This is a genomic window from Candidatus Bathyarchaeota archaeon (assembly GCA_026014725.1).
Classification (GTDB): Archaea; Thermoproteota; Bathyarchaeia; order Bathyarchaeales; family Bathycorpusculaceae; genus Bathycorpusculum.
In genome coordinates this window covers 1-24,494 of record JAOZHV010000026.1, presented here as the reverse complement: position 1 = coordinate 24,494, position 24,494 = coordinate 1, and the positions used below count along the sequence as shown (strand labels likewise).

Genomic DNA, 24,494 nt, shown 5'->3' with positions numbered 1-24,494 from the left:
AAATACAAGTAAAACTTTTGGTTATCGCACTATTGTTTCCCATACTGCGTGGTCGTAGAGTTGGTTAACAAACTTACAGCCCCTATTATTCGGCGGTTGGTAGAAGCACATCTTCTTTGAATCACCGTTGGAGAACCTGAGGCAGCCCCAGCATTGACTAAACATGCGTACCTTGTGCTTTTCTCTAAACAACTTGCACAATTCAACTGCCTTATCAAAGGGAACAGTGATTTCATGCATTTTGCATCAGCAATCAATCAATAGCTGACTTGTTATGGAATTTAAGACTTCTGTATCTCAACTCCATAGCGCTTGTTTTTTGTTTTTGAGCTAGAGCAGGCTTTGTTTTGTTTGAGAATAGCTTTTTTTGATAAGTCTAAAGTATAGGACGATAAGTAATGATGCAACAGTCATTATGGTGACAAATATGATTGATTGTGTGAACGAGTCCAATCTGAAGTTGGATTCTTTTGGGTTTATGCTTGCGGTTTGGGTTGGTGTTGCTGAGGGTGTGCTTGGTGAATTATCAGGTGCCGGCGTAATGTTTGGTGGGAGACTAGGAGGGGTAATGCCGTTGCCAGATTTGGTGTTTATCGTGAAATAGATTATTTGTAGGGAGTCAGCGTATGTAGTGAGTTCTTGAGAACTGGTTGTTACTTGTATTTTTAGGCGGTGAGTGCCTTCGGAGAGTTCTGGCAGCGTTATATTGCCCGTAAAACCTTTCCATTCACTTTCAAAAGGCTTAGAAGAGTATTCGGAGGCGTCTAGGGAGTAGTAGCTCCAGAGGACTTGTGAGTTTATTGTGTAGATTAGTGGCACTTGTTTGCTGTTGTAGGTTGTGTGGTTTAGAGGGGAAATGAGAATCGGTATTGGAGGGATAAAGTTTGTATCTACTATAAAATCAGCGTTATAGATTTGCGTTGTTGTACCGTTAAGGTAATATGCAAATATTGTTAAGGTGTGGTTGTCGTTTGTCAAGTTGTCCAAAGTTTTGAAAAATGAGTAAGTGCAGTAATAAGTGCTGTACTTCTTTGAGCTATTTAGTGTGGCATTGGTTTTGCCGTCAAGGCTATAGGAGAAATTGTTAACTTGCGTGAGGTTTCTTGGCACATTATAGTCAAATTCAAGGGTAACTGTTGGGTTCACATAGACATAGGGCGCAGCATGAACGGGGCTTCCAACAATATGCGGGTAGTCTCTTTCGATAAAGAAATTTGCTTGTACAAACTTGATTGGAGCTAAATATTGCATCAGTAAGAAGAACACTGCCAGAAACACGGTTATCTTTTTCAAAGCCGTTATAGCTCTAATTTCCTCCTTATTTTAGTAAAATAGACACGCAAACCGATGCTTACTGTGGCAACAGTGGCTATGGAAACAATTGCAACTATGGGAAACAAATCAGCACTATCGACAGTATCATGCTGGATTACTTCAGGTTCATCTACCGTGAAAGTTAGTGTATCTGAAGCTCCAAGGTTTCCCACAGTATCGTTAGCATACACCGTTACGTTGTGGACACCAAAAGATAAGTCTCTTAGGACAGCATCGCCATTGATTGTGATGTTTGCTTGGTTGTCTAAACTGTAACCAACCCAGCTTGCGTTTTCATCAATCGTAAAATTGAGTAGCCAATCACCTGTGCCCGTGCTGTTAATTGAGAGGTTGCTAATCTTTGGAGCTGTAGTGTCTATGTAGAAAGTGATTGTTTGACCACTATTAAGAATATATTCGTGATAAAACCAGATGTCATGGTAAAGAATTAGGGTATGTTTGCCTTCAGCTAGGCCATTTAATACTTTTTTGAATTCGAACAAATTAGGATCTGGCTTTAAATCACCGTCGCGTACTCGAATGGGAATCTCGGGGCTGCCGTCAATGCTGTAATAGTAATTATTGTTGTTTTCAGATATTACTCTCAAATCAAGGTTTACATACGTTCGGTTGTATGTTGCATTATTTTGCGGGGAACTGACTCTCCATTCGGGAGAAGCAGTCCAAGGATTGCCTTCTGCTTGTTCAATCAGTAGAAGGGGATATGCAGTTAAAATTGCGAAACAAAAAGCAAGTAATATTTTCATTAAGCTCATAGCTTACCGTTAATTGATAAAAAATTTAATTGATAAAAGCTTTTTCGTAAAGGTTTCTTGACCAGAGAAAGTAAAAGTTTCTTTACTACAATATCTCGATTTTTTAATAAAGTTTTTCAACCCCTATTCAATCTTAATGTTTGATTGATATGCCGACTTTTCAATGCAAAATATGTAAGAAAAAAATAGAAGCTGAGTACGAAACCTGTGACTGCGAGCATTCCCATGGCTGCCACACAGTGAAAAATCCAGAGTGCTGCGGTCAACCCATGCTAGAAATCATAGATGACTAAAACTGTTAGTTGCACTGCATATTTAGTGCATACTCATTTTTTATTCAAGTTCTCTTTGACCCTAAAACTTACCATTTCCTTAATCAAATCAATCGGAAGAGGCTTATCTATCGGAAATTGAACCGCGCCCTTACTTGTTTTAAAAGAGCCTAGTTTATCCTTAAAGGCTATAATGGCGGAAGGAGCGGGATAAAATCCAATATGATTTGCATGCGCTGCGAAATGTACCAAGTTACCATTTAATTTGTAAGTAGGCATCTGATAGCTAATTGCCTCTTTAGCTTGAGGCGCAACTTCTCTTATTGCTTCCCTCAAATCTTCTAAAATTGCTTGAATATTCATGGGAAAAGTGGCTATGTATTCATCTATTGTTTTATAGTCTCGTTTCAACGGTGCTTCCCCAATTTTCTTTATTTAAACTTTCTAATTTAGTTTTATGGGGTTTCCAAGTTGACCAGCCGTGGCTCAAACCAAAAAGACCCTCAGAAAACTTTAATTAAATTACCTCACACTCCAATTGCTGAGACTGCCCCCTTTGGTGTTCAAATTGAACACCCCCAACGAAACATTGTCCTGCGGGATTCCCCAAGCCTGGTATGGGGCAGGCCTGCTAAGTCTGTGGTCGAAAGGCCGCGGGGGTTCAAATCCCCCATCCCGCGCCACATTTTTCGCTTAACTGAGACGTTTTCTACTCGTTGCTATGCACACACAGGCATATTTGTATCCCATTAGGATATTTATGCACAAACCTATAGGAGGAGGGGGTTTGGGCGGGCATATTTGGAGCCTATTAGTGGTTCTATGTTGGAATCTATAGGGGGAGGTGCTAGTGGCGGTTTCTCAAGCCAAAAGCATGTTGAAAGCGGGGTCGAAATCGGTCCCCTATATAGTGGATAGGGGGGTCACGGCAAAGCAACAGAACTTTCGCAACATAGCGCCTATTTGTAGTCTTTATAAGGGGGGCTATAGTTTCCTGCGATTATCCTTATTCTCAAAGTCCTGTACTACCTGCGGCAACCATTCAATAGTCAATGAACTAATAGTGAAACTATGCCTCAGTTAAAAAGCCAACAACCTTCATCCTTTCCATGACTTCTTCGCTGTGAGGAGCAATTTCCATCTGCTCGGTCAGGTCCTGCCCAGCCACATGCCCCAAGTGGTCACCGTCAATCCATTGATAAGAATCCGTCACATCGTACACTTTTCCTTTATAGGCAACGTATGCTGGTTTGCCATCTTTTCCGTTAAAATTCTCCAACTCTTTTTTGGTGAATGTCTTATTCTCCATTTTTTCAAACGCTCCTAATAGTATTGTTTAGCTTGTTGCTTTTAATATATGACTTTGTTTGCGTGAAAGACAAGCTAACCAATAAAATGCGTAACACCATCAAGAATGTACTGAATCGCAATAGCCGCAATAAATAACGCCATAACACGCGCAATAACCAATGAACCAGTTTTACCTAAAAAGCGGTAAATCTTGTTTATGAAACGAAGAATAACCCATGTAATCGATAAGACAATCAGAACTGAGAGAATAGCAATTATTGAACCGTAAGCCTGAAGGTTAAAAATCGTCGTCGTAATAGCGCCTGGACCAACAAGCAATGGTATGGCAATAGGAACCGCGCCTAAACTCTCAGGGGACTCAACCTCCTCCTGTTTAGTCCCTGAAATCAGAATTCTAATTGCAATAATGAGTAACAAAATGCCACCAGCAACCTCAAAACTAAAAATTGACAAACCGAAAAGCGTCAAAATCTCCTGTCCAGTAAATGCAAAAACCAAAAGCAAAACAAAACCGATAAGCGTGGCAGTGTTGAAAACTTTCTTTTTCTGGTCAACATCAATTTTTTCAGTTAACCCAACAAAAATTGGGATATTACCAAACGGGTCTACGATTATGAAAAGAGCTATAGCAGCTTTGGCTAACTCGGCAAAATCCATGCGCTATCCCACCCCAACTACTCAGGGTTGAATGACATAAAAATATAACGGCAAACAAAAAATTGAAATTTAATTATTCAAGGCTTTTTCGCCAGCTAGCAACCCAGCCAAGAAATTCCCCAACTGGTTGCCCACCGTAAGTGCGAAGTCTTTGCCGCAGCTCTGCATTTGCAAGGGCTGCCTTTTGGAAATTTAGCATTTGTTTCTCTCCATCAGTCAAATACAGAAAGCCGTCCACGCCGACTCTTGCACAACGCGTACTGACGGTTAGCAACTCTGCAGGTGTGGGGACATCTTCAGGGTTATCGCCTGGACCGTAAACATAGAAGCTAATGTAGAAAGGCTTTTTGAGCAGTTTTTTGAACGCACGTGCCAGCATTTCCCAATACCAAGGTGTCGCATAGTTCTTGCTGAACATCACAACATTAAACGCGTCAGCATACTTTGCTAAGTCGTCAAAGTCCACGCCGTAACGCTCATAGGAGCTTACGGGGTCAGGTTGGAGACATAAAAATAACTCTTTTTTGACGACATCTCGAATTTGGGCTATGTAATCGTTGACTTCTTTTTTGCGCCACTCCAGCCAGCCTAAGCCGCTTTTTTTCCAGAGTTCTTGGCATCTTGGGCATGTGCAGTGGTCGTGGTCCGCGAAGTATTGGCTGTTTAGCCATATTCCTTGTGATTGCCTGCTCACTTCTTGTATGTATTCTAGCTGTTCTTCGCGGTGTTGCGGTTGTGTGGCACATACGACGTCCCAGTAAATGTTAAAATTGTTGTTTCCAAATTGCGCTGGTCCCAGTGGGGATTGGGAGATCCAGTCGGGGTGGTCTTTTACTGTTTGTTTGTCTGCGAAGACGGCGATGTTGCTGTGCATGTCTGGTCTCGGGGGGATTCTTTCTCCTATTTCGGGTTTGACTCGTAGGACGTGGAAGTCGAAGCCTTTTGGTTTTTGTGGTTGGTATGTGTATGAGCCGAACTTCATGGTTGTGCGCCTTTTAGGGCAAAGAAGTTGATGTTGGGTTATAAGGTTTTGTGCGAAGCGGTTGAATGCACTTGTTTGGTTGTTTGGACCTGTTTTTTTTGTTTATTGTTGTTGAAAGTGAGTCCTTAGTACAACATCAATCGGTGGGTTGTCTGAATCTTTTTTTGGGTCAGGCTTGTTTTTTGTTGTTTGTTGGTTGTGGGGTTGCTACAAGCAGTTGTTTTTGAATTGTTGCTTTAAATTTGTGTATTTGGCGAAAAAGTGTTTTTTCATAGTTTACTGGTCTCTTGGCAAGTGTTGTTTTTTGGACGATTTTTTATTTGTTGGCATCTTTTCGGGGCTTTTTTGGATGATTGTTAGGGCCAATAATTCATTATTGGATTTTTATCCAATTTATTACAAATATATGATTCACATGAGTACATTTTATATATAAGGCTGTAATAATGTGCAGACAAAAATATAATAAGTAAACAAGTGTCAAAGAGGAAAAAAGAAATGGCTTCAGGAGACATAGCTTGGTTAATCACGTCAACAGCACTAGTCATGCTGATGACCCCCGCATTAGGCTTCTTCTACGGCGGTCTAGTCAGAAAGAAAAACTTGGTATCAACAATCGTACAGTGCTTCGTAATCTTCGCAGTAATAAGCCTCGTTTGGACGCTCTGGGGCTACAGCCTAGTCTTTGGAAACAGCATAGGCGGTTTCATAGGCTTCAGCCCAAGCTTACTAGGCATGGGAACGCTGGGAATACACGATGTAAACTCTGCTCTTGCGCCAGCAATCCCTGAACTGCTGTTCTTTGCCTTCCAGCTAAAGTTCGCCGCAATTACGCCAGCACTAATTATCGGTGCGTGCGCAGAAAGAATCCGCTTCAAATCGCTACTCATTTTCATGGTCTTGTGGTCTACGCTAATCTATGTGCCAATTGCTCACTGGGTATGGAACCCTGATGGCTGGCTCAAAGGCTTAGGCTCCATCGACTTCGCAGGAGGCATCGTTGTCCACATATCGGCAGGCATATCTGCCCTCGCCGCAGCACTCGTAGTCGGCAGACGCAAAGATGCAACATGCGCAACCACACAGGACGGCTCGGTTCCATGGAAAGACCACATGAAAAAACTAGACGCACCGCCCCCCTCTTTCAAGCCAACAAACATTCCTTACGTCCTGTTAGGCGCAGCGCTATTGTGGTTTGGCTGGTTTGGATTCAACGCTGGCAGTGCACTAGAAGCAAGCGACCTGGCAGTTTCAGCACTGGTCACAACGAACTTGTCAGCAGCCGCAGCAGCAGTAAGCTGGATGATATCAGACTGGATAATAAAAGGCAAACCATCAGCAGTCGGTGTCGCAGTCGGTGCAGTAGTAGGCTTAGTTGCCATTACGCCTGGGTCAGGTTTCGTTAGCATACCCGCCGCGATAATCATCGGTCTCGCCGCAGGTGTAATCTCAAACTTAGTTGCCAACTGGAGAGCAGGAAGATCGAGAATCGACGACTCACTAGACGTCTTCGCATGCCACGGCGTTGGAGGAATATGGGGGTCAATCGCTACAGGCATATTCGCATCAGCAGCAGTAGGCGGCGCAACAGGGCTAATCTTTGGAAACGTAGACCAGTTCGTCGCTCAGTTGCTGGCAGTTGCAGTGGTGGCACCGTTTTCGTTTGCGGGCTCGTATGTGTTGCTTAAGGCGGTGAACTTGTTCTCTCCGCTCAGAGTTTGCGAGAAAGACGAAGATGCAGGTTTAGACCTAAGTGAACATGGTGAAGAAGCCTATCAGCTAGATTAGACGCTGTTGGCATTCACAATTCCCCTTTTTTGTTTAGCAATCGACAGTTAAATAGCCCAGTAAACCCCATAAGGTTGATTGGGTAGAAAGTTGGCTCTTAAAATGAAACTGTTAGCGCTCGCAATAGTTGTCTTGTTGATTGTAATCAGTTTGGAAACCTTTATGCTTGCTACACAAGAAAGGAGTCCTGTACGGGTTGCATGCGTCGGGGACAGCATAACTCAGGGCACAGGATACCCTGTTGAGTTATGGGGGTTGCTTGGTTCAAATTATGTTGTAGGCGACTTTGGGGTTGGCGGTGCCACGGTTGCTCTCAACTCAGGCAACTCATATTTGGATAGCACGGCATTTCAAGTCGCTAAGGATTTCCAGCCCCACATCGTAATCGTAATGTTAGGAACAAACGATGCCCAACTAAACCTAAACCAAACAAATCAAACATTCATTTCCGACTATACCACGCTAGTCGCAGAAATTAAATCGTTTACAAGCAAACCTGAAGTGTGGATTGTAAAGCCGCCACCTGTGTTCCCAAACGATTCTGACCTTGACCCAGAATCTTTCCGACAAAACATCATTCCAAGCATTAGTCAAGTTGCGAACCAGATGAACTTGCGGCTTATTGATGTTTACACTCCTCTAAGTAGCCATCAGGAGTATTTTTTGGAGGATGGGGTTCATCCGAACGTGGAGGGTGCGCAGGCTATCGCGAACATAATCTTCAACGCGTTGTCTTCGTAATTGGCGCGTGTTTTTTGTTAAATCTTATTAGTGTAAGTGTACCCTTTTTACGGTATGCAGTTGCTAGCAAGGGGAAAGTGTTGAATCAGGAGAGAGGGTGCAATGTTCCTGTTGATGCTATACGAACAACAGCCATCATCCTAGTACTTCTGCTCCACGCTGCCAATGACTTAACGATTCAGCAACTAAATCTGCTGGAAATTTTCCGCTGGTGCACAGTTGACGTTTATCAAAGCGTGGGGCGTCTTGGGGTTCCCCTGTTTTTAATGTTAACTGGTGCGCTTCTGCTTCAACCAAGCAAAGTAAATGAGCCTCTTAGCGTGTTCTTTAAGAAGCGGTTGGCTCGAATCGGTTTGCCTTTCATTTTTTGGGGCGCTGTTTTCTTTGCTTGGGATTTTCTTGTTGAGGGGCAAGCGTTTACTTCAACTGCTGTCATCAATGGAGTGCTTACTGGTCCTTACTACCATTTTTGGTACTTGTATCTGCTTCTTGGGCTTTATCTCGTAACGCCTGCTTTGCGAGTGCTGATGGCTCATGCAAGTGCCAACCTGATAAAATACCTAATAATACTGTGGCTAGTGGGCGCATCTATCCTTCCAGTTAGCCGTTTATTCACATCGTTCTATCTGGCCAATAATGTTTTTACCTTCACGGGTTACGCTGGGTACCTTTTACTTGGCGCATACCTTGTAAATGTAAAACTGAAGCGCTCAACTATCTTGTTTTTCATGGCTCTTGGCGTTGCCTTAACCGCTATTGGCACGTACGTGATAGCAGCCACTATAGGCGGCGTAACAATGTTTTTCTTCCAAGAATACTTCAGCCCAACGCTAATTCTAGCTGCATCAATGCTGTTTCTCTGGTTGAATACAACTCAAACGCCCCAGACTCAAGAGAAAACAGGCGCGGCAGAGCCAGCAAAGAGCGGCCACCCAAAACTCAGAGGGCTACTTTGCCTAATCAGCCAAAACACTCTGCCCATCTTTCTCTTTCACGTAATTATTCTTGAATCGCTCCAAAAAGGCTACTTAGGCATAACCATAAACGGAAACACAATCAACTCCATCGTCGGTGTTCCATTGATGACTGTGATTGTGCTTTTCCTCTCCCTTGCCGTTATTGTTCCGCTCAAAAAAATACCCATCTTAAAGGACTTAATCGGTTAAAAGGGTAATCGTAACCTGCACTCATATGTTGATTATTTCTGTCGAATAATGCCCAAAGGTTTAATCATGTAAACCATTATTTATGTGACGGAAAACATGAATACCAAGACTGTGCTATTAGCACTCGGAATTACTCTCATGATAATTGCAGGTGCCCTCTTTATTCAAGCAGTCGGTATTGGAGAAAAACTCCCAGACTTGCCTATCCGCGTTGCCTGCATAGGTGACAGCATCACCGAAAGCAGCGGCTACTCAAACGAGCTTTGGAGAATGCTTGGCGCAAACTACACAGTCAGCAACTTTGGAGTTGGCGGAACAACAGTTTCGCTTGATAACGATTTTCCATACATGTACCAAACTGCTTTTCAAGAGGCAAAAAAGTTCCAGCCCCACATGGTAATCATAATGCTTGGAACCAACGACGCTAACCCATACGTTCAGCAGTTCAACTCAAGCTTCGTAAACGACTACATTCACCTCATAAGCGCATTTGAGGCACTGGCAAGCAAACCAAAAATATTTCTTGTGAAACCGCCGCCAATCTTTGACAACGGCACAGGCTTGAGCACCCCATACTTCACCTCGCAGGTGCTTCCCCGTATCGAGGAAGTTGCAACCAAAACAAAATTGCCCCTCATCGATGTGTACTCCGCTTTGTTAAATCACCCAGAACGTTTCGGCGACGGCGTGCATCCTGACGAAGAAGGCGGAAGACTAATCGCTGAAGCAATTTTTAAAGGCTTATCTTCCACCATTAGCCATTAACTTGCTATTCAAGCTCATTCTGCCACTGTTCAACTAGAACAAGTGCTTTTCTAGCTTATATCGTAAATTTTATTAGAAAATCAAGCCGATAAACAACTACAAGGTAAAGGTTAAAGGGACCAAAAGTTGCACCCGAAAAGTGGGGATGTAAACCTTCCCGTTGATCTGATCCGAACAGTAGCCATAGTTTTGGTTGTTTTGTTTCATGCCTCAATCGAAGCGACTCCAACTATTGACATAATGTCTCCTCAAGGCGTCCAGATTTGGTGGGCCTCCAACATTTACAACACAATAGCATGCTCAGCTGTATCGTTATTCGTTATTCTAACTGGAGCGCTACTGTTGCAACCAAGTAAATTTGATGAACCACTCAGAGTCTTTTTCAAAAAAAGACTAAACCGAATTGGGTTGCCGGTGATATTTTGGGGCATAATATATTTTGCATGGCGGCACTTCGTTAACGGCGAAACACTGACAGCAAACTCGGTTCTGCGGGGCGTGTTCGCAGGTCCATATTACCACTTTTGGTTTATCTATCTTTTATTAGGCTTGTACCTTCTCACTCCGCTGATACGAATAGTAGTAGCCTGTGCAGAGTGGAAACTAATCAGGTACTTTCTGCTCATCTGGTTTTTAGGCACCGCCATAGTTCCCCTACTTGCTTTGTATGTGCAGATTAGCCCCCAAGTAGTGTGGTTTAAACAAACGGTTTTCGTCTTAACTGGAATGGTTGGCTATTTTGTTTTAGGGGCTTACGTTACGAAGTTGCGGTTGCGTTCTTCAATATTAACGGTAGCTTTGGCTTTAAGCCTCATTTGGACAATGATTGGCACTTACCTTTTGGTCGGCACCATGGGTGAGCAGTACAGCCAATTCTTCTATGACGCCTCAAGCTTTAGCGTCATCATCGCTTCAGTCGCCTTGTTTCTCCTTTTAGCCGCTGTGCCCAACCAAACAATCCAAACCAAGCATCCTCACGCCAGCAGAGTGCTGGAACTAATTAGCCAAAACACCCTCCCGATTTACCTGTTCCACGTTATAGTCCTTGAAACTCTTCAAAAGGGCTTGCTTGGCTTTAGACTAAGCGTAACCACCATAAACCCATTTATAGCAATTCCACTAATCACAGGCGTCACGCTTCTGATTTGTCTGGCAATTATTGCTCCCCTAAAAAGGATTCCTTACGTAAAGAAAATAATCGGTTAAAGACAGCCTTTAGGTGCTGATAGTGTAAAATTATATTACATAAAAAAGACAAAATAGAGTTGAACTGATTTCACGGGCAGGAAGTCAGCTTTGAAAATAGTCAAAGCGCCAATTGACCGCATTCTGCAAACACAAATTAGCAGTCAATTCTCTTTTGGTAAAGACAGCCTCAAAAGATTGCTCAGCGAGAACTATCCGCTTTTGAGCATCCTAATCGGGTTTATGCTGGTTGCCCTCTCCATTGGACCTTACTACAACGGGGACACCGCATGGGAATACGACGCTGTGCTGGGCGTAATCAACTACGGCTTGCCCTACACGAACGGTTTTTACTTAATGGACCAGCCGCCGTTGGGCTTTTACACGCAAGCCGCCTTCATGAAAGCTTTCGGAGTATCAATCAGCAATGGCGTATTCTTGGTAACGTTGTTTGGGCTTGGATGCGTCGCCTTAGTGTACGGCATCGGCAAAGTCATGTACAATAAAACAACAGGGCTTTTTGCGGCTGCATTGTTCGCTTTCAGCCCATGGCACATTATCCTCTCCAGAAGCTTCCTAATCGATGTGCAGTGCCTATTCTTCAGCCTATTTTCCCTATTTGTTGGGATACTTGCTATTCGCAGAAGTTCACTTGGGCTATTTTTTGTTTCAGGAATACTCTTCACGGTAGCCTTCAACACAAAACTCTACGCAGTCTTCACACTTATCCCGTTAATCGTACTGTTTTTGTATAATCGACCAAGCCTAAAGCGCACCCTAAGTTGGCTGGCAGTGTTCTCTGCGCCTGTCTTGTTATTTTATTATTTGTGGTACCAAACAATCTCAGGGCTGGGCGTAACATCTATCTTTGGTCACACAGACTTTATGGTGCATAACGTAAGCACAGTGGTTCCGAGTTTTTGGTTTATCGGCAATTTTCTGACGGCTTATGCGTTGGGCTGGTTTTTCGTAGACGCCGCGATTGTATCAGTGCTTGTTTGTTTATTGCAGAGACGCTTATTTCACAGGTTTCTTGCTTTTGACTTAACATGCGTAGCAGTCATCGTACTTGTTTTAAGTATTGACCTCTATTTGGGTGCTGTATTGAACCTGAAAGCGCCATTTCTTAACGCTATAAAATACAATTATCACACGTTATCCTTTTTTAGCTTCTTGGCAGCCTCACTGGTGACCAAGAGCCTCTCCCTGCTCAAACTAACTAACCCAAAGAGAAAACTGGTCATATCTTTTGTTGCCGCGGCGGGACTTGTGTTAGTGGCGGCGGCGCTCCTCTACAACATGCGTTTTGTCAACCTGTTTTCCACATGGGATTACTTGATTTTCAGGGTTGAACCAACCGTTGACGTAGGCTACTCCCTCTTCACATATACTTTACCTATTCAAGATAACTTTTTGATTGGCATTCAATATGCTGGATTTACGATTGCCCTATCTGGGCTTGCTTGGGCAAGCAGACACAAGATTACACGGGCTCTAAAACGCTTTTCAGGAAACCCGTCAGCGATTAATTAAAAAACTCTTATGTACTTGGTTTAGACATACAACAACGTGATTAACATGCAAAACAGCACAGAAGAAAAAATCAAGCAAGACTTGCTTGTGGAAATTCAAAATTTAGAGCAAAATTACCAAGTCATCCAAGGATTTATCGCAGGAAAAGATTATGATGTGGCGGCTGTCGGCAACAGTGTGCAATCATTCAAAGACAGCCTCAGCCGTGCAAGCGCTTTTGTCTTGGCACTCTACAACCTCAAGGGCAAGCGAGTTAATATTCCGTGGGAAGCACTCTTCACCAGCTTAGACTACGCACTAGCCACCCTGACAACGACGCCAAAGAAAGCCGCCGTACAAGCAATCCTATCAATGGCTAAGCCCCAGATAGAACAGGTGCTGGCGTACTTTTCAGCGCTAAAAGAAGCCCTAAAATAACCGCTCTTATTTCTCCTTTAAATAAGGGGGGCTATAGAAAAAAATAGCATTAGTTAGAATTACCATTCTTTAAATAGAATTAGCGTTTTAAGCCCCGCTATGTTTAAACCATGGTGTTTTCCGTTAATTATAGATAGTGTATGGAAAGAGCAAAAAGGTACACTCCTCAAATCATCTTTGTTTTCTTCATCGCCATGCTCATAGGAATCATGTCTTTAGCGAGCTTTCTGCAGAACTTCCAGCCCAAAGTCTTGTACCCCGAAGAAATCCGAGAGTACCAAGGCGAAAACCTCTCCTCAATCAGCGGTTTCCGAGAAAACTCCATAAAAGGACCACAAAATGTTAGCAAAACAACGTACCGTTTAACCATAACGGGCTTAGTGAACAAAACAGTTGAATACACCTACAGCGAGGTTTTGGGCAAATTCCAGAGATACCAAAAAGTAGTAACCCTGCATTGCGTGGAAGGCTGGTCAGTTAAAATCCTCTGGGAAGGCTTTCTAGTAAAAGACTTGCTGCAGGATGCAGGAGTCGACCCTGACGCGGTGGCAGTAATCTTTCACGCTTACGACGGCTACACAACCGCGCTGCCGCTTGATTACATAACAAACAAAAACATCATCATAGCCTACAAAATGAACGGCATAACACTGCCGCCAGAACGCGGGTTTCCCTTCCAGCTTGTTGCGGAGAGCCAGTATGGCTACAAATGGATAAAATGGATAACACAAATCGAACTAACCGACAACTCAGACTATCTTGGTTACTGGGAAAGCAGAGGATACCCCAACAACGCAACACTCCGATAAACTATAAAATGCTCTTCTTTTTTGTGTGAGCAATTGCTTTTCTTATCAATCGATTAACTTTATATTAAAAAATCACCAACAGCATTTGAGAGCGCGATTGCCATGGAGTACGCCATCGAAACCAGCAACCTAACAAAACGGTACAATTCCTTAACAGCCGTTAACAACCTCAACCTAAAAGTTAAGCGCAACACAATCCATGGCTTTTTAGGCCCAAACGGAGCAGGAAAAACCACCACCATAAAAATTTTGGTGGGCTTGCTTAACGCTACTGAAGGCACAGCGAAGGTTCTGGGGCAAGAAGTACATGTAGACCAAGCAGATACAAAGTTATCAATAGGCTACATGCCGGAACTGCCAAAATTTCCAAAACACCTCAAAGGCGCTGAACTGCTTGATGTTTATGGGCGCATGTACGGGATGAGCCAGCAGGAGCGCAAAGAGCAAATTCCCAAGCTAATCGACATTGTTGGGTTAAAAGGCAGAGAAAACGACCTCATCGGCAAATACAGCAAAGGCATGCAGCAACGCATCGGCATCGCCCAAGCACTCCTTAACAATCCTGAACTGGTCATTTTGGATGAGCCAAGCATTGGTTTAGACCCCGTGGGCATGGTTGAAGTTCGAGAGCTCGTTAAATCGATTTCAAAAGAAGGCATGACCGTTTTTCTTTCCTCGCATTTGCTCTTTGAGGTTGAACAAATCTGCGACCACGTAACCATAATCAACAAAGGTTCAATGCTTGCCTCTGATACGATTCAAAACATTTCAAGCGCCATTTCTGAACCTGCCATGATTCATATCGAATTGGCGGATGTGACCAACGAGGTTATCGCGGCTGTAAAGAAGTTGCCCTTTGTTTCTGGCGTGTGGAAAACTGGAAACACACTTTACATTCAGATAACATCGCATAACGATGTTCGGGCTGAGGTTTCCAAGGAAGTCACAGGTGCTGGCGGAGTAATCGTTGGGATGAGTCAGAAAATCTCTAACTTAGAAGATGTGTTTATTCAGCTTGTAACTAAAGACAAAGGAGGACAAACCCAATGACGACTAAGTCTCAATCCAACAGGGCGCGCCCAAGTTGGTTTAGCCGTTTCTGGGCAATAGTGCGGTATGAAATGCTCTGGAACATCCGTAAAAAACGTTTCATAGGCGCATTGATATTTGCGTTTATTTTTGCAACGTTAGGATTCGCAATCCCATCGTTCTTTGATATTTCCGAAAATCCATACTTCGCCATTACCTTCAGCGCTGGCAATTTAACCTTCGTTCTCTTTGCTGTCGTAACTGCCATGAACAGCATTTCAGGCGAATACGAAAGCGGAACAATAGTTCCCCTGCTAACAAAGCCCGTGTCAAGAACAATGGTTTTTCTTGGCAAACTATTCGCCATCTTCGTAATCATTATCTCTGCTTACGTCGTCATTTACGTCTACTCGATAATAGGCGGCTTAATCGTTTATGGACCACAAAACAATCTGCACCTTGTGCCCTTAGCGTTGATAGGCGACCTGATAGCCACATTCATCTGGGTTTCAATAGTTCTAGCTGCTGGTGCCATTTCAAAGAACTCTTTGCTCGCTTTCTTAATGTCTTTCGGCTTGTTTGTTGCCTTGGCAATCGGTGGAGGACTTGTCTCCCAATTCGCAGGCAATCCTCCAGCATTAAATTACTTCCCGGGAACTGGCGCTTCAGGAACCATGAATATTTCAGGCGGACAGAATGTCACAATCCAAAACGTCACCGTTAACACCTTGGCGTCTGTTTCAACGGGAACCGACAGCATCGGCACAAACATGATAAAATCAGTTTTGTATCCTGATGCAAACGTAAGCTTCTATTCCAGAGATGTCTTTAACTTGACCTCGGTGCCGCAACTGCTTTATACGGAACCGATTTCGCTGATTGCTCTGCGCTCGATTGGAGTTGCTTTTGTTTACATCGCAGTCTTTCTGTTCATCGCGTGGTTTGCGTTTAAGCGCTCGCAGGTACTTGAGTAGCCCTCAAGAACGTTTTCTCTTTTCCATTTCTTTAGCTAACATGATAACGAAGGCTTCAACGCGGTCTTTTGTTCTGCCAAAATCAGCCATCGACGTAATTGTTGTCACAGGCGTTTCAGCGTTTATAGTCATGCGCGTTGTTTTCTCATCCACCGCTTTAGCCTCAACATAGAGAATAGAGCTATAAGACATGAAGCCTGCTTTGGTTTTCAGTTTAGCTCTGTGCGCCTCGTCATCTTTTTCTTCTATTGTCCACTGTAGGGTTTTGACTGCTTTGGGGATTGCCTCCCAAATGCTGTCCAGTGAATAGGATATTTCGAGGTCTTCTTTTTCGCTACGCAGATAAGCCAACGTTCTTACCTTATTGCTAAAGTATGTTTCAATTTTTATTTAAATGTGCAGTTTTATCCGCTAATTCCATACTGCCCTGTGAGCGTATCGCGGAAAATCGTTAACTGCGGTGGGAAGAAAGTGAAGGCAACAAATGCTCCAGCTAAAGCTAACAGAAACGCAAGGGCAATCCAGCCTGACCAGCGCTGCATTTTTCTGTATGTTAAGAGTTTGTAGCTCACCAGTTGCCCTACAATAACAGCAATCACAAAGGAAGCTATGTCAATTGCAAAAAGGCTCTCGCCAGTAAACGCTGTGTAAGAGTAAAATATCGCAGGAATAATCGCAACCATAAGATAAACCCCCACCGTTTTGGCAAGAACAAAATTGTTCACCACCCGCTTCAAAAGCACGAACTCTATTAGCGCAAACAGCACTGTTGGCCAAAATGCCAGCTTAAGATGCTCCCACACGCTTTCATTTACCGCTGAAAATGCTCCAACGACTGGATTGTTTCCTGACAACTCAAAGGTGAAATGAAAAAGACTTCCAAGGATTAGAATAAAAACTATTCCGATTAACTCGTAAGTAAGCACTTTGCCCTTCAGGTCGCCGCTCACCTGTTTGCCAGCCTAACGTCTTAATTTATACATAAACAGCCTAACCGCTAAAACCACCACAATAACTACAATGACTATCTGTGCGGTAAGAACAATATCTGGATAGAGGCTTTGTTTTACTGCTATCCCTGCAAGCGCCCAAATCAACACTAAACTGTAAGCAACATCCTTCCGCGTTACGATAACAGCCACCGCGATTACGGCTGCCACTGCCAAAACAAGTATTGCCCACGTTTGAGGACCCAAGCCAAAACCATCCCAGCTCACGGACACCAGCGCCGCTGAAACGTTGGCGATGGTTGCTATGGTTATCCATCCGAGATATACACTAAACGGCAAACGAACAAGTAAATTCTCTTTTAAGGAAGCCTTTGTTTTTCCAATACCCAAACGCATGTAAATCGTAATCAAGGTTGCCAGAAGCGCAAACATCACAATAACTGACAGAGTAATGTAGTCATACTGCCAGAGGAAGAGCCAAACAACATTAAACAGACTGCTTAAGATGAAAAGAGCACCGATTTGTTTTTGGTACGGCTGGTATTTTTGGCTTGGCAAAACTTGGTAGATAACAAAAGCTCCGAGCAGCAGGTAAATGACTCCCCAAATTGAGAAAACATACCCTGCAGGCGTAACTAGCGTCGGATAAGCGTCTGAGACCACAGCAGTTGTTCTGCCGTTAAGCAGCGCTGTGCTGCCTGCCAAACTATTAACTATAATAGTAATTACATACGCAATGATGTTTCCGAATCGAAGCAAATTAGCCTTCACCAAAAATCCCCAAGATAACTAGAAGCACTTCACAAATAAAAACGTAGATGCCACTCAACCGCGCACTATTAAGTAACCTTGCGCTGAGCCGAACTCAGGTAGGAAGGCAAGCTTTCGATGCACTGAATGTCTCTGCTAATTAAACCCTTCAATTCACTCCAAAACCTAAGATTCACCTTAACTTTCGCCCTTTCCAAATTCTGTTGCAAGCGTTTCGTGCCTTCTCTGCCTCGCCTGTCAAAGTCCAAAAGAAGAATAACTTCTTTTGCTCCAAGCATCTCTATCTCCCGTGTTGCTTCCAAAAAGGATTTTCCGCCGCTCTTCACCGTCAAGATTACGCCGTTAACGCCTAGTTCTTTTAGGGCTTGATTGTCTTTTTTGCCCTCAACAATAACGGGTTTGCCTTTCTCTGAGGCTTCAATTAACTTGTCTATGATTTTTTGGATTCTCTCTTGCTTCTCTTTTTGGTGAGTTGACACGTTAGCTACCTTGTAATCTTTGCCTCACGCACAGTCTCCAAGCAGTCCTTGGCTTCCTTGTTGTTGGCAAAGTAGCGCCTAACAGGCTCCAAAATCTCCGCCAGCCCAACCGCAACGCCGTTTTTGAGGTCCATTGGGTGCAGTTTACCCTCAGCGTAGGTTGATTCAAGCTCTTGGAAACTGCCAAATTCCACATTGCCGCCGAATTTCGCTGGACGCTCGATTCTGAAAGCGTTTTTCTCTCGGAAAATTATGTACTTGCAAGTGTCGAGCACTGGGTTGAATTTGACGGTTTTTTCTGGGCAGAAAGCTTTTCCCATCTTCTGCTTGATTTCCTCTGGTGAATCATAAATGAAAATGCAAGTCTGCGGCTTACTCTTAGACATCTTCGCAGAGGCAACAGCTTCTTTCTCCTGCCCCTCAGGAATCGGCCAAACTTTTGGTTTTTCTAAACCCTGCAACAGGTGGTGATGAACACAAATTGGTTTCCAGCAGCCGATTTTTTCGCCGATTTCTCGGGCAACCATGTTGGCTTTGCGCTGGTCCATGCCTAACTGGCAAATTTTCACTTTCATGTGGAAAATGTCCGCTACTTGCATTGGTGTGTATAGGTAATCTGAGACGTAGTGTGCTTCGCCTTCTTTTCTTCCCGCAATTTCCAAGGTGCGTGTGGTTCGTGCTAAGGTTAGGTTTTTGGCAATTATCACTGTTTTTGCCCAGTAATCAATGTCCTTGTAGAGTTCATCTGAGTAAATGAATTCCACCTTATCCCCTGGAACGCCGAGCGCAAGCCAAGAGTGCCGAAATAGGTCTGCGGCTTTGCGTATGAGCGCTAAATCTCCGCCCAGCTTATTGTTGAGCCAAGCGTGCCAAGTTGCCAAAAAAGCTTTGAAGTGTATGCCTGCCTCGGCGAAGTCTTTCATTTTGTAAGCGCAGATAACGCCTGTTCCCAAATGTGCAAGACCAGAGGGTTCCCAGCCGTTGTAGGCGATTGGGTGTTCTTCCTTTTCTAAGAGGCTTCTTAAGTCCTCTAGTGTAACGACTTCTTCGGTCGGCGGTCTACAGATGAGTTCGATTCTTTTTTCTAAATCCATGTTAACTCAGCTTGTGATTCTCTTTAATGTGTAATGAACTTAAAAATAAATAGGTTAAAGTATTCCCCAACGCTTGTCAGCTTCACTGAATTAAGTTTTTACACTTGAGTGCGCTTGCCTTTTCAGGCGCTCTGCGGTCTCTATATAACTCTTCAGCTCACGATTTTTAAGCACTGACAAAGGTAAAGTTTCAGGCGCATAAGCCAGTGGCAAAACAGCCAAAAAAAGGAACAAACTGGTGAAAGAAAAAATCGCCAAGGTATTTACAGTGAAAGAAATTGCATTACCCAAAGACAGCTCCGTGAAAATTGACAAAAGAAAAGGCAAATAACCAATGGCATAATATTTCTCACTGTTTTTTCCACCTGCAAGGTCGCCCCAAATTGTCATGAGAAAAATAGTGTAAAAAATACCCCAAGCGACTCCATCAACTGCAGTATAGAACCACCAGCCGATAATGTTTTGAGGAAACAACCCAAGACTTGCGTAACCAAGACCTAAAAGAATAAACCCTGCGACAACAAGACGTTTTCGACCGATATAGTCGCCGAAAAAACCGCTAATAACAGCAAATGCGCCCGCTAGAATATTTTCAACAAGCATAGAATAGTCGAACAGGTTTGGAGAAATATCTTTCACTATTGGGAGAGTCAAGTAGTTTACTATAGAAAACATCATCCAAGGCACAAAATATAAAATAAATGTAACGTTTCCAAAGATGCCCCTGTAAGTGATATTCTCCTTCTGCGGTATGCCCTTTTCAACGGGTTTGACCACACAACAAACTATTAACCCAAAAAGTTTGCATACTGCTAAAACAACAGCGTTAAGGGCAATATCGGTTACGCCGAAGGCGCCGAGGAGAATCACGCTGGCAAAAATTGTCAGAAAAGTTACCCCTCCCAAACGTGCTCGGTTTGTTTCATTTGTAACCATGGCAAAGTATGCTAATGTAACAGGCATGCCTAAGCCAAAATAGACGCCCCCAAGAGTAAAGAAAAACAACATGCAGTATAGCCCTGTGATATCTATAACTAGAGGTACCAGCGATAACGGTATGCCCAGTAGTAGCCAAATACGCAGAAAAGAAATGCGATTCTTAAACTTACTTGACACCAGAAAGCCGAAAATAGCCGCAGTTACCGTTCCAAGAATGTACATGCCCCAAACTAGAAGTGCCTGATAGTCTGAGAAACCTGAATTAAGAGTTATTTTAGATAAAAGACGGCCACTATAGAGATACCAGATGAAACTGTTAGCTACAAGAATAACACCTAAAAAGATACCTTTGAATTCTTTTACTGTAACTGAATAGGTCTTGCTTAATTTTGGTTGCATTCAGCTTCCTTGCTACTTAGCTATAATGAAAACTAAGGTCAAAAAGGGAGCTCCTTTCTAAGCTCTTCACTCAAAGAGAGTGGTGAGACGTATGACTTTACCACCACATGCCAACTGAAGTTGGAACAGGCTTGGCTCTAATATTGCGTTTATTACTCAATTAGGCTCACCTCCGCTATCCAATCTAAAACTTCGGTTACATCAAGCCGAGCGTGATATGTTACTCCGCCGCAGTTCTGATTGGTCGCGTATGAATGTATTGCAATAACAATGTTTGTGTCGCCTACTAGGACAGGCCCGCCTGAGTCTCCGTAGGTTATTCCTCCTCTGGCTTTGCCTGGGTTTGCTGAGCATCTGACGAATTCATCACTCCATGCAAAGTTGCCTGAGATTATTTGTGCATAAGCATAATTGCGCGTGATTGATGTTGCAGAAGCGCTTTGCAAGCCGTAGCCTACAAGAGTTACATCACTCTTCTTTGGCAAAGTATCCACGAGTCCTGCAGTTGGCAGTTGAGCATAAGTGCTAACGACACTGGAAGGTACAGGTTTATCAAGAACGATTAACGCTACGTCACGGTGAATAAATCCTGAAAGGCTTCCTTTTTCTGCTATTGAGAAATCAGGGTTAACGTAAGCGGTTCCCTCGTATGATGATGTTACGCCTTCGATTTGGAGTTGACCGTCATTTATACTCCAAGTTATTGGACCTTGGTCAAAGCAGACTATGGCTGAATTCGTTATGCAACTGTGTGCGGTTGTTAGTACGATTGTGGGGGATAGAAGAATGCCGCTGCTGATTGATACAGGGATTTTGTTGCCGTTTGCGTCTATGTTATAGAAGACGACTAAGCCGACGAATGAATGTGTGTTGTCTGGGTGGATGTTTCCTGATAATGCGTAGACTGGAGTAGTTGAAAGTGTTATTGATGCTGTGAGGAAAAGAATCACCATAATCTTTGTTTTTGCTTGCATGGTGCTACCCCTGTATCTTAACGTAATCAATCTCGCAAGATATAAGTATTGCGAATACATATTTGAACTACATATTCTACGTGACAAAAATGACGCCGCCATCCAATATAAACCAAAAAGTTCAAGGAATCCTCTTAAAATATGGCAAAAAAGGGCTCGAAACTGCGAAAAAAACCCTAAATGACACAAAATTTCCCCCGCCAATTCAGGAAATACTATCCTACTTCATAGAAGAAACTTGGCCAAACACGCATCACCCAGCGTTAATTGCCTTATGTTGTCAAGCAGTAAACGGAAACCCCGAACTAACCCATAATTTAAGCGCTACAATAGTTTTGCTTACTGGAGCCGCAGACATGCATGACGACATAATAGACGGGTCAAAGTACAAAAGCCAAAAACAAACAGCTCTCGGCAGATACAACAAAGATTTGGTTCTACTGGCAGGAGACGCGTTACTCTTCAGAGGAATGCTTCTTCTCCATCAGGCATGTGAGGAGTTTTCGCCAAAAAAACAGAAAGCAGTATTTGATTGTGTGGAGCAATCCTTCTTCAAGATAGGTAACGCTATTTCCAGTGAAAGATCTCTAAGGGAAAAACCGCCTGTAGATATAGTCGCCTACCGTAAGGTTATTGAATCTAAAGGTGGAGTAGCTCAAGCCTGTGCTGAAATCGGTGCCATAATAGGCGGCGCAAATCCGCAAGAACTGAATATTTTAAGGCACTATGGGAAAACTTTGGGGGTTCTTATGTCGCTGAAAAATGAATTCATTGACTTGCAGGACCACAACGAATTAGAAAACAGGCTAAAAAACGAGATTTTGCCTTTGCCCCTATTGTATGCGTTTGAAGATGCACCAGCAATGAAGCGGATTATGGCTTTACTGCAAGGGAAATTGACAGAGCAAAAAGCCATGAAAGTAACAGAACTTGTTATGAGAACAGAGCAGGTTCAGAAACTAAAAAAAGAAATGCGTAATATGGCTCTAGCTGAAGAGAAAAATTTGGAGCCTATTAAAATTAATGTTGATGCTTTCAAGTTGCTACTCCAATCATCACTGGAAGGTATCAACTAAAGAAGCGGAAACGTTTTTCGCGGGCTGTTGTCTCCCAACGTAACCTAACACTTAACCTCACAGCTAAGCGTCGCTTTAAGCTTGGTTAAGCTCTCTCGGCGTGGGAAGTTGCGCCCGTGCCCACCGTGTCCCATGTTTGGGTGAACCCGCCATCACAGCTAAGCAAGTTTTCAGACTTGCAGCATCCGTTGGGTCCGTCGTCATGGATTTATCCAGTGGGATAAGAGTATATGATGAAACAGCAAAATTAAGCATTCCCCTCCAAGCTACTTAATAAGGCAATTCCGTACACTTTGTGTCATGGATGTTAGCAGAACCGTTTACTTCGCTGAAAGAGAAGGCTGGCGAAGGTGGTTGGCAGAAAATTACAACAAGGAGAAAGAGATTTGGTTAGTTTTTCCCAAAAAAGCAAGTGGCAAACCCCGCATCCTATACAACGACGCAGTTGAAGAAGCGTTATGTTTTGGATGGATAGACAGCACGGCTAAACGGATTGACGATAGCAGTTACGCTCAAAGGTTTTCTCCCAGAAACCCAAAAACCCCCTATTCTGAAGCTAATAAGCAGCGTTTGCGAAAACTCGTCGGCGAAGGCAAAGTTATGCCCTCAATAGCAACATCCGTAAAAGGCATCCTCAACGAGCAGTTTATCCTCCCAGTTGATATTTTAGAAGCAATAAAAAGCGACAAGAATGCATGGACTAATTTCCAAAAATACTCCCTTGAATACAAAAGAATCCGCATAGGCTACATTGAAGAAGCAAGAAATCGGCCAGACGAATTCAAGAAACGCTTAAACAATTTCATCAGGATGACAGCGAAAAACAAACAGTTTGGCTTTGGAGGCATAGAAAAACACTATTAACAACATACAAGCAATAATAAGAAATAATGACAACGCTCAAAAGACCCGCGAAGCTTGTAGTTGTTATCGCCATATTCGTTATTGTCTTAGCAGTTTTTGCAAGCTTAAACTCTGTTCCCCAAAATCCTCAGGCACCGCCAACAAGAGAAAGCGCCATTCCTGTTGGAGCCATCAAAGTCACCGTGGAAAACGATTTGCACCCACCTATTCTGCATTCTACAGATTGGAACCAGCCAGTACCCTTATCAGAAGCAATCAACACTGCAGGCGCCGAAGATTCAGCCTTCATAATGCCTGATGGCAAAACAATATATTTCTTCTTCACTCCAAACCCAAACATTCCTCCTGAAAAACAGTTGCTCGATGGAGTAACAGGTATTTATGTGGCAAAAAAGCAAGATGGAGTTTGGCTTAACGCTGAAAGAATCATCCTGCAAGATTCTGGAAAGCTGGCTCTTGACGGCGCCGAATTTGTACAAGGAAACATAATGTGGTTTGCTTCTGCCCGCGAAGGCTTTGACGGCATGAATCTTTTTACTGCTGAGTTTAAAGATGGGAAATGGACAAACTGGCAGTACGCAGGCGACAAACTAAACAAGCAATACCAAGTCGGCGAGATGCATATAACCGCCGACGGCAAACAGCTGTACTTTCACTCGGCAAGAGCAGGCGGAAAAGGGCAGTATGATATTTGGGTTACAGAGCTACTGAATGGGGAGTGGCAAGAACCAAAAAACATAGCTGCTGTTAATACGGCTGAACAGGAAGGCTGGCCTTTCATTACGCAAGATGAAAATGAGTTATGGTTTACAAGAACATACATGGGAACTCCAGCGATTTACCGTTCCGTAAAAGTTGATGGGGCGTGGTCTGAGCCGCAACTTATTGTTTCACAATTCGCAGGTGAACCGTCATTGGACAATGCGGGCAACCTGTATTTCACCCACCACTTCTACAACAGTACCTCACAGATGGTTGAAGCAGACATTTACGTTGCCACTAAAAAATAGAACCGTTAGGTGGGGCCGGGGTAGGGATTTGAACCCTAGCGAAAGGCTCCACAGGCCTCTATGCTGCCAAGCTACATCACCCCGGCCGCTTTGTTCGCGGTTTTTTGCTTGGGTGTGTTAGTGTTGTTTGGTTTGTCCTTATTTTTGTTTTCGTTGCTTTTGGGTTTTTTTGTGGTTTGGGCTGGTTATGTTTAATTGTGAGTTTTGGTGTTTGTGTTT

The 24,494-nt window shown here is 43.5% G+C and carries 27 protein-coding genes and 2 tRNA genes; 14 read left to right on the top strand and 15 right to left on the bottom strand.

What is annotated here, in order from left to right:
* Positions 1 to 21 precede the first annotated feature (21 nt).
* From NWE95_04175 to NWE95_04160, 4 genes are all read right to left on the bottom strand, one after another.
* Positions 22 to 240: a hypothetical protein gene (locus NWE95_04175; GenBank protein MCW4003092.1), complete on the bottom strand. Its 219-nt coding sequence runs from the start codon at positions 238 to 240 to the stop codon at positions 22 to 24.
* A gap of 90 nt (positions 241 to 330) precedes the next feature.
* On the bottom strand, positions 331 to 1,293 hold the full coding sequence (locus NWE95_04170; protein MCW4003091.1) for a hypothetical protein: 963 nt from the start codon (positions 1,291 to 1,293) through the stop codon (positions 331 to 333).
* Between the two features lie 5 nt (positions 1,294 to 1,298).
* Entirely contained in the window at positions 1,299 to 2,081 is a 783-nt protein-coding gene (locus NWE95_04165; GenBank protein MCW4003090.1) for a hypothetical protein, read from the bottom strand.
* A gap of 335 nt (positions 2,082 to 2,416) precedes the next feature.
* Complete coding sequence (locus NWE95_04160) at positions 2,417 to 2,725, bottom strand: DUF1801 domain-containing protein (GenBank protein MCW4003089.1); 309 nt, start codon at positions 2,723 to 2,725, stop codon at positions 2,417 to 2,419.
* A gap of 233 nt (positions 2,726 to 2,958) precedes the next feature.
* Between NWE95_04160 and NWE95_04155 the strand changes: the two genes are divergently transcribed.
* Positions 2,959 to 3,045, top strand: a tRNA-Ser gene (locus NWE95_04155).
* Positions 3,046 to 3,431: 386 nt separating this feature from the next.
* On the opposite strand, the gene NWE95_04150 is transcribed toward NWE95_04155, so the two are convergent.
* The 3 genes from NWE95_04150 to NWE95_04140 all read right to left on the bottom strand — a co-directional run bounded on the left by NWE95_04150 (position 3,432) and on the right by NWE95_04140 (position 5,312).
* A complete protein-coding gene (locus NWE95_04150) occupies positions 3,432 to 3,671 on the bottom strand; it encodes a cytochrome B5 (GenBank protein MCW4003088.1) in 240 nt (79 codons plus the stop codon).
* Between the two features lie 74 nt (positions 3,672 to 3,745).
* Positions 3,746 to 4,330 (bottom strand): MarC family protein, encoded by a 585-nt coding sequence (locus NWE95_04145; protein ID MCW4003087.1) that lies wholly within the window; start codon positions 4,328 to 4,330, stop codon positions 3,746 to 3,748.
* Positions 4,331 to 4,403: 73 nt separating this feature from the next.
* Positions 4,404 to 5,312 carry a hypothetical protein gene (locus NWE95_04140; protein MCW4003086.1) on the bottom strand — a complete coding sequence of 303 codons (909 nt, stop codon included), beginning with the start codon at positions 5,310 to 5,312 and terminating at the stop codon, positions 4,404 to 4,406.
* Between the two features lie 477 nt (positions 5,313 to 5,789).
* On the opposite strand from NWE95_04140, the gene NWE95_04135 reads away from it, so the two are divergent.
* From NWE95_04135 to NWE95_04090, 10 genes are all read left to right on the top strand, one after another.
* Positions 5,790 to 7,100 (top strand): ammonium transporter, encoded by a 1,311-nt coding sequence (locus NWE95_04135; protein ID MCW4003085.1) that lies wholly within the window; start codon positions 5,790 to 5,792, stop codon positions 7,098 to 7,100.
* Positions 7,101 to 7,202: 102 nt separating this feature from the next.
* Positions 7,203 to 7,841, top strand: coding sequence for a GDSL-type esterase/lipase family protein (locus tag NWE95_04130; GenBank protein ID MCW4003084.1), 639 nt, complete (start codon positions 7,203 to 7,205; stop codon positions 7,839 to 7,841).
* An 80-nt stretch (positions 7,842 to 7,921) separates the two neighbouring features.
* The gene (locus NWE95_04125; GenBank protein MCW4003083.1) at positions 7,922 to 9,007 is read left to right on the top strand and encodes an acyltransferase family protein; all 1,086 of its coding nucleotides are present in this window, start codon (positions 7,922 to 7,924) and stop codon (positions 9,005 to 9,007) included.
* 96 nt (positions 9,008 to 9,103) lie between these two features.
* Positions 9,104 to 9,772 carry a GDSL-type esterase/lipase family protein gene (locus tag NWE95_04120; protein ID MCW4003082.1) on the top strand — a complete coding sequence of 223 codons (669 nt, stop codon included), beginning with the start codon at positions 9,104 to 9,106 and terminating at the stop codon, positions 9,770 to 9,772.
* Positions 9,773 to 9,898: 126 nt separating this feature from the next.
* Complete coding sequence (locus NWE95_04115; protein MCW4003081.1) at positions 9,899 to 10,978, top strand: acyltransferase family protein; 1,080 nt, start codon at positions 9,899 to 9,901, stop codon at positions 10,976 to 10,978.
* Between the two features lie 90 nt (positions 10,979 to 11,068).
* The gene (locus NWE95_04110) at positions 11,069 to 12,490 is read left to right on the top strand and encodes a glycosyltransferase family 39 protein (protein MCW4003080.1); all 1,422 of its coding nucleotides are present in this window, start codon (positions 11,069 to 11,071) and stop codon (positions 12,488 to 12,490) included.
* Positions 12,491 to 12,535: 45 nt separating this feature from the next.
* Positions 12,536 to 12,907, top strand: a complete 372-nt coding sequence (locus NWE95_04105) for a hypothetical protein (GenBank protein ID MCW4003079.1) — start codon at positions 12,536 to 12,538, stop codon at positions 12,905 to 12,907.
* A 140-nt stretch (positions 12,908 to 13,047) separates the two neighbouring features.
* Positions 13,048 to 13,716, top strand: coding sequence for a molybdopterin-dependent oxidoreductase (locus NWE95_04100; GenBank protein ID MCW4003078.1), 669 nt, complete (start codon positions 13,048 to 13,050; stop codon positions 13,714 to 13,716).
* 102 nt (positions 13,717 to 13,818) lie between these two features.
* Complete coding sequence (locus tag NWE95_04095) at positions 13,819 to 14,766, top strand: ABC transporter ATP-binding protein (GenBank protein MCW4003077.1); 948 nt, start codon at positions 13,819 to 13,821, stop codon at positions 14,764 to 14,766.
* The gene (locus tag NWE95_04090; GenBank protein ID MCW4003076.1) at positions 14,763 to 15,719 is read left to right on the top strand and encodes an ABC transporter permease; all 957 of its coding nucleotides are present in this window, start codon (positions 14,763 to 14,765) and stop codon (positions 15,717 to 15,719) included. Before NWE95_04095 ends, NWE95_04090 begins: the two co-directional genes overlap by 4 nt.
* 3 nt (positions 15,720 to 15,722) lie before the next feature.
* Here NWE95_04090 and NWE95_04085 read toward each other — a convergent pair whose 3' ends face one another.
* From NWE95_04085 to NWE95_04055, 7 genes are all read right to left on the bottom strand, one after another.
* Positions 15,723 to 16,070, bottom strand: a complete 348-nt coding sequence (locus NWE95_04085) for a hypothetical protein (protein MCW4003075.1) — start codon at positions 16,068 to 16,070, stop codon at positions 15,723 to 15,725.
* Between the two features lie 53 nt (positions 16,071 to 16,123).
* On the bottom strand, positions 16,124 to 16,669 hold the full coding sequence (locus NWE95_04080; GenBank protein MCW4003074.1) for a DUF6512 family protein: 546 nt from the start codon (positions 16,667 to 16,669) through the stop codon (positions 16,124 to 16,126).
* 12 nt (positions 16,670 to 16,681) lie between these two features.
* Positions 16,682 to 17,440: a tryptophan-rich sensory protein gene (locus NWE95_04075; GenBank protein ID MCW4003073.1), complete on the bottom strand. Its 759-nt coding sequence runs from the start codon at positions 17,438 to 17,440 to the stop codon at positions 16,682 to 16,684.
* A gap of 68 nt (positions 17,441 to 17,508) precedes the next feature.
* A complete protein-coding gene (locus NWE95_04070) occupies positions 17,509 to 17,919 on the bottom strand; it encodes a toprim domain-containing protein (protein MCW4003072.1) in 411 nt (136 codons plus the stop codon).
* A gap of 5 nt (positions 17,920 to 17,924) precedes the next feature.
* Entirely contained in the window at positions 17,925 to 19,013 is a 1,089-nt protein-coding gene (locus tag NWE95_04065; protein MCW4003071.1) for a tyrosine--tRNA ligase, read from the bottom strand.
* 90 nt (positions 19,014 to 19,103) lie between these two features.
* Positions 19,104 to 20,351 (bottom strand): hypothetical protein, encoded by a 1,248-nt coding sequence (locus tag NWE95_04060; GenBank protein MCW4003070.1) that lies wholly within the window; start codon positions 20,349 to 20,351, stop codon positions 19,104 to 19,106.
* A gap of 152 nt (positions 20,352 to 20,503) precedes the next feature.
* A complete protein-coding gene (locus tag NWE95_04055) occupies positions 20,504 to 21,325 on the bottom strand; it encodes a S1 family peptidase (GenBank protein MCW4003069.1) in 822 nt (273 codons plus the stop codon).
* A 62-nt stretch (positions 21,326 to 21,387) separates the two neighbouring features.
* On the opposite strand from NWE95_04055, the gene NWE95_04050 reads away from it, so the two are divergent.
* The 3 genes from NWE95_04050 to NWE95_04040 all read left to right on the top strand — a co-directional run bounded on the left by NWE95_04050 (position 21,388) and on the right by NWE95_04040 (position 24,275).
* Positions 21,388 to 22,401, top strand: coding sequence for a polyprenyl synthetase family protein (locus NWE95_04050; GenBank protein ID MCW4003068.1), 1,014 nt, complete (start codon positions 21,388 to 21,390; stop codon positions 22,399 to 22,401).
* A gap of 300 nt (positions 22,402 to 22,701) precedes the next feature.
* Positions 22,702 to 23,265 (top strand): YdeI/OmpD-associated family protein, encoded by a 564-nt coding sequence (locus NWE95_04045; protein MCW4003067.1) that lies wholly within the window; start codon positions 22,702 to 22,704, stop codon positions 23,263 to 23,265.
* A 26-nt stretch (positions 23,266 to 23,291) separates the two neighbouring features.
* Positions 23,292 to 24,275 carry a hypothetical protein gene (locus NWE95_04040; protein ID MCW4003066.1) on the top strand — a complete coding sequence of 328 codons (984 nt, stop codon included), beginning with the start codon at positions 23,292 to 23,294 and terminating at the stop codon, positions 24,273 to 24,275.
* Positions 24,276 to 24,285: 10 nt separating this feature from the next.
* Here the strand turns inward: NWE95_04040 and NWE95_04035 are convergent.
* Positions 24,286 to 24,361: transfer RNA gene (locus tag NWE95_04035), tRNA-His, on the bottom strand.
* Between the last annotated feature and the right edge of the window lie 133 nt (positions 24,362 to 24,494).

What these genes read in the sequence shown, in the direction of transcription:
- NWE95_04175 (MCW4003092.1), bottom strand. Translation starts at nt 240, where the DNA reads ATGCATGAAATCACTGTTCCCTTTGATAAGGCAGTTGAATTGTGCAAG.
- NWE95_04165 (MCW4003090.1), bottom strand. Translation starts at nt 2,081, where the DNA reads ATGAAAATATTACTTGCTTTTTGTTTCGCAATTTTAACTGCATATCCC.
- NWE95_04160 (MCW4003089.1), bottom strand. Translation starts at nt 2,725, where the DNA reads ATGAATATTCAAGCAATTTTAGAAGATTTGAGGGAAGCAATAAGAGAA.
- NWE95_04150 (MCW4003088.1), bottom strand. Translation starts at nt 3,671, where the DNA reads ATGGAGAATAAGACATTCACCAAAAAAGAGTTGGAGAATTTTAACGGA.
- NWE95_04145 (MCW4003087.1), bottom strand. Translation starts at nt 4,330, where the DNA reads ATGGATTTTGCCGAGTTAGCCAAAGCTGCTATAGCTCTTTTCATAATC.
- NWE95_04140 (MCW4003086.1), bottom strand. Translation starts at nt 5,312, where the DNA reads ATGAAGTTCGGCTCATACACATACCAACCACAAAAACCAAAAGGCTTC.
- NWE95_04130 (MCW4003084.1), top strand. Translation starts at nt 7,203, where the DNA reads ATGAAACTGTTAGCGCTCGCAATAGTTGTCTTGTTGATTGTAATCAGT.
- NWE95_04120 (MCW4003082.1), top strand. Translation starts at nt 9,104, where the DNA reads ATGAATACCAAGACTGTGCTATTAGCACTCGGAATTACTCTCATGATA.
- NWE95_04105 (MCW4003079.1), top strand. Translation starts at nt 12,536, where the DNA reads ATGCAAAACAGCACAGAAGAAAAAATCAAGCAAGACTTGCTTGTGGAA.
- NWE95_04100 (MCW4003078.1), top strand. Translation starts at nt 13,048, where the DNA reads ATGGAAAGAGCAAAAAGGTACACTCCTCAAATCATCTTTGTTTTCTTC.
- NWE95_04095 (MCW4003077.1), top strand. Translation starts at nt 13,819, where the DNA reads ATGGAGTACGCCATCGAAACCAGCAACCTAACAAAACGGTACAATTCC.
- NWE95_04090 (MCW4003076.1), top strand. Translation starts at nt 14,763, where the DNA reads ATGACGACTAAGTCTCAATCCAACAGGGCGCGCCCAAGTTGGTTTAGC.
- NWE95_04065 (MCW4003071.1), bottom strand. Translation starts at nt 19,013, where the DNA reads ATGGATTTAGAAAAAAGAATCGAACTCATCTGTAGACCGCCGACCGAA.
- NWE95_04060 (MCW4003070.1), bottom strand. Translation starts at nt 20,351, where the DNA reads ATGCAACCAAAATTAAGCAAGACCTATTCAGTTACAGTAAAAGAATTC.
- NWE95_04055 (MCW4003069.1), bottom strand. Translation starts at nt 21,325, where the DNA reads ATGCAAGCAAAAACAAAGATTATGGTGATTCTTTTCCTCACAGCATCA.
- NWE95_04045 (MCW4003067.1), top strand. Translation starts at nt 22,702, where the DNA reads ATGGATGTTAGCAGAACCGTTTACTTCGCTGAAAGAGAAGGCTGGCGA.
- NWE95_04040 (MCW4003066.1), top strand. Translation starts at nt 23,292, where the DNA reads ATGACAACGCTCAAAAGACCCGCGAAGCTTGTAGTTGTTATCGCCATA.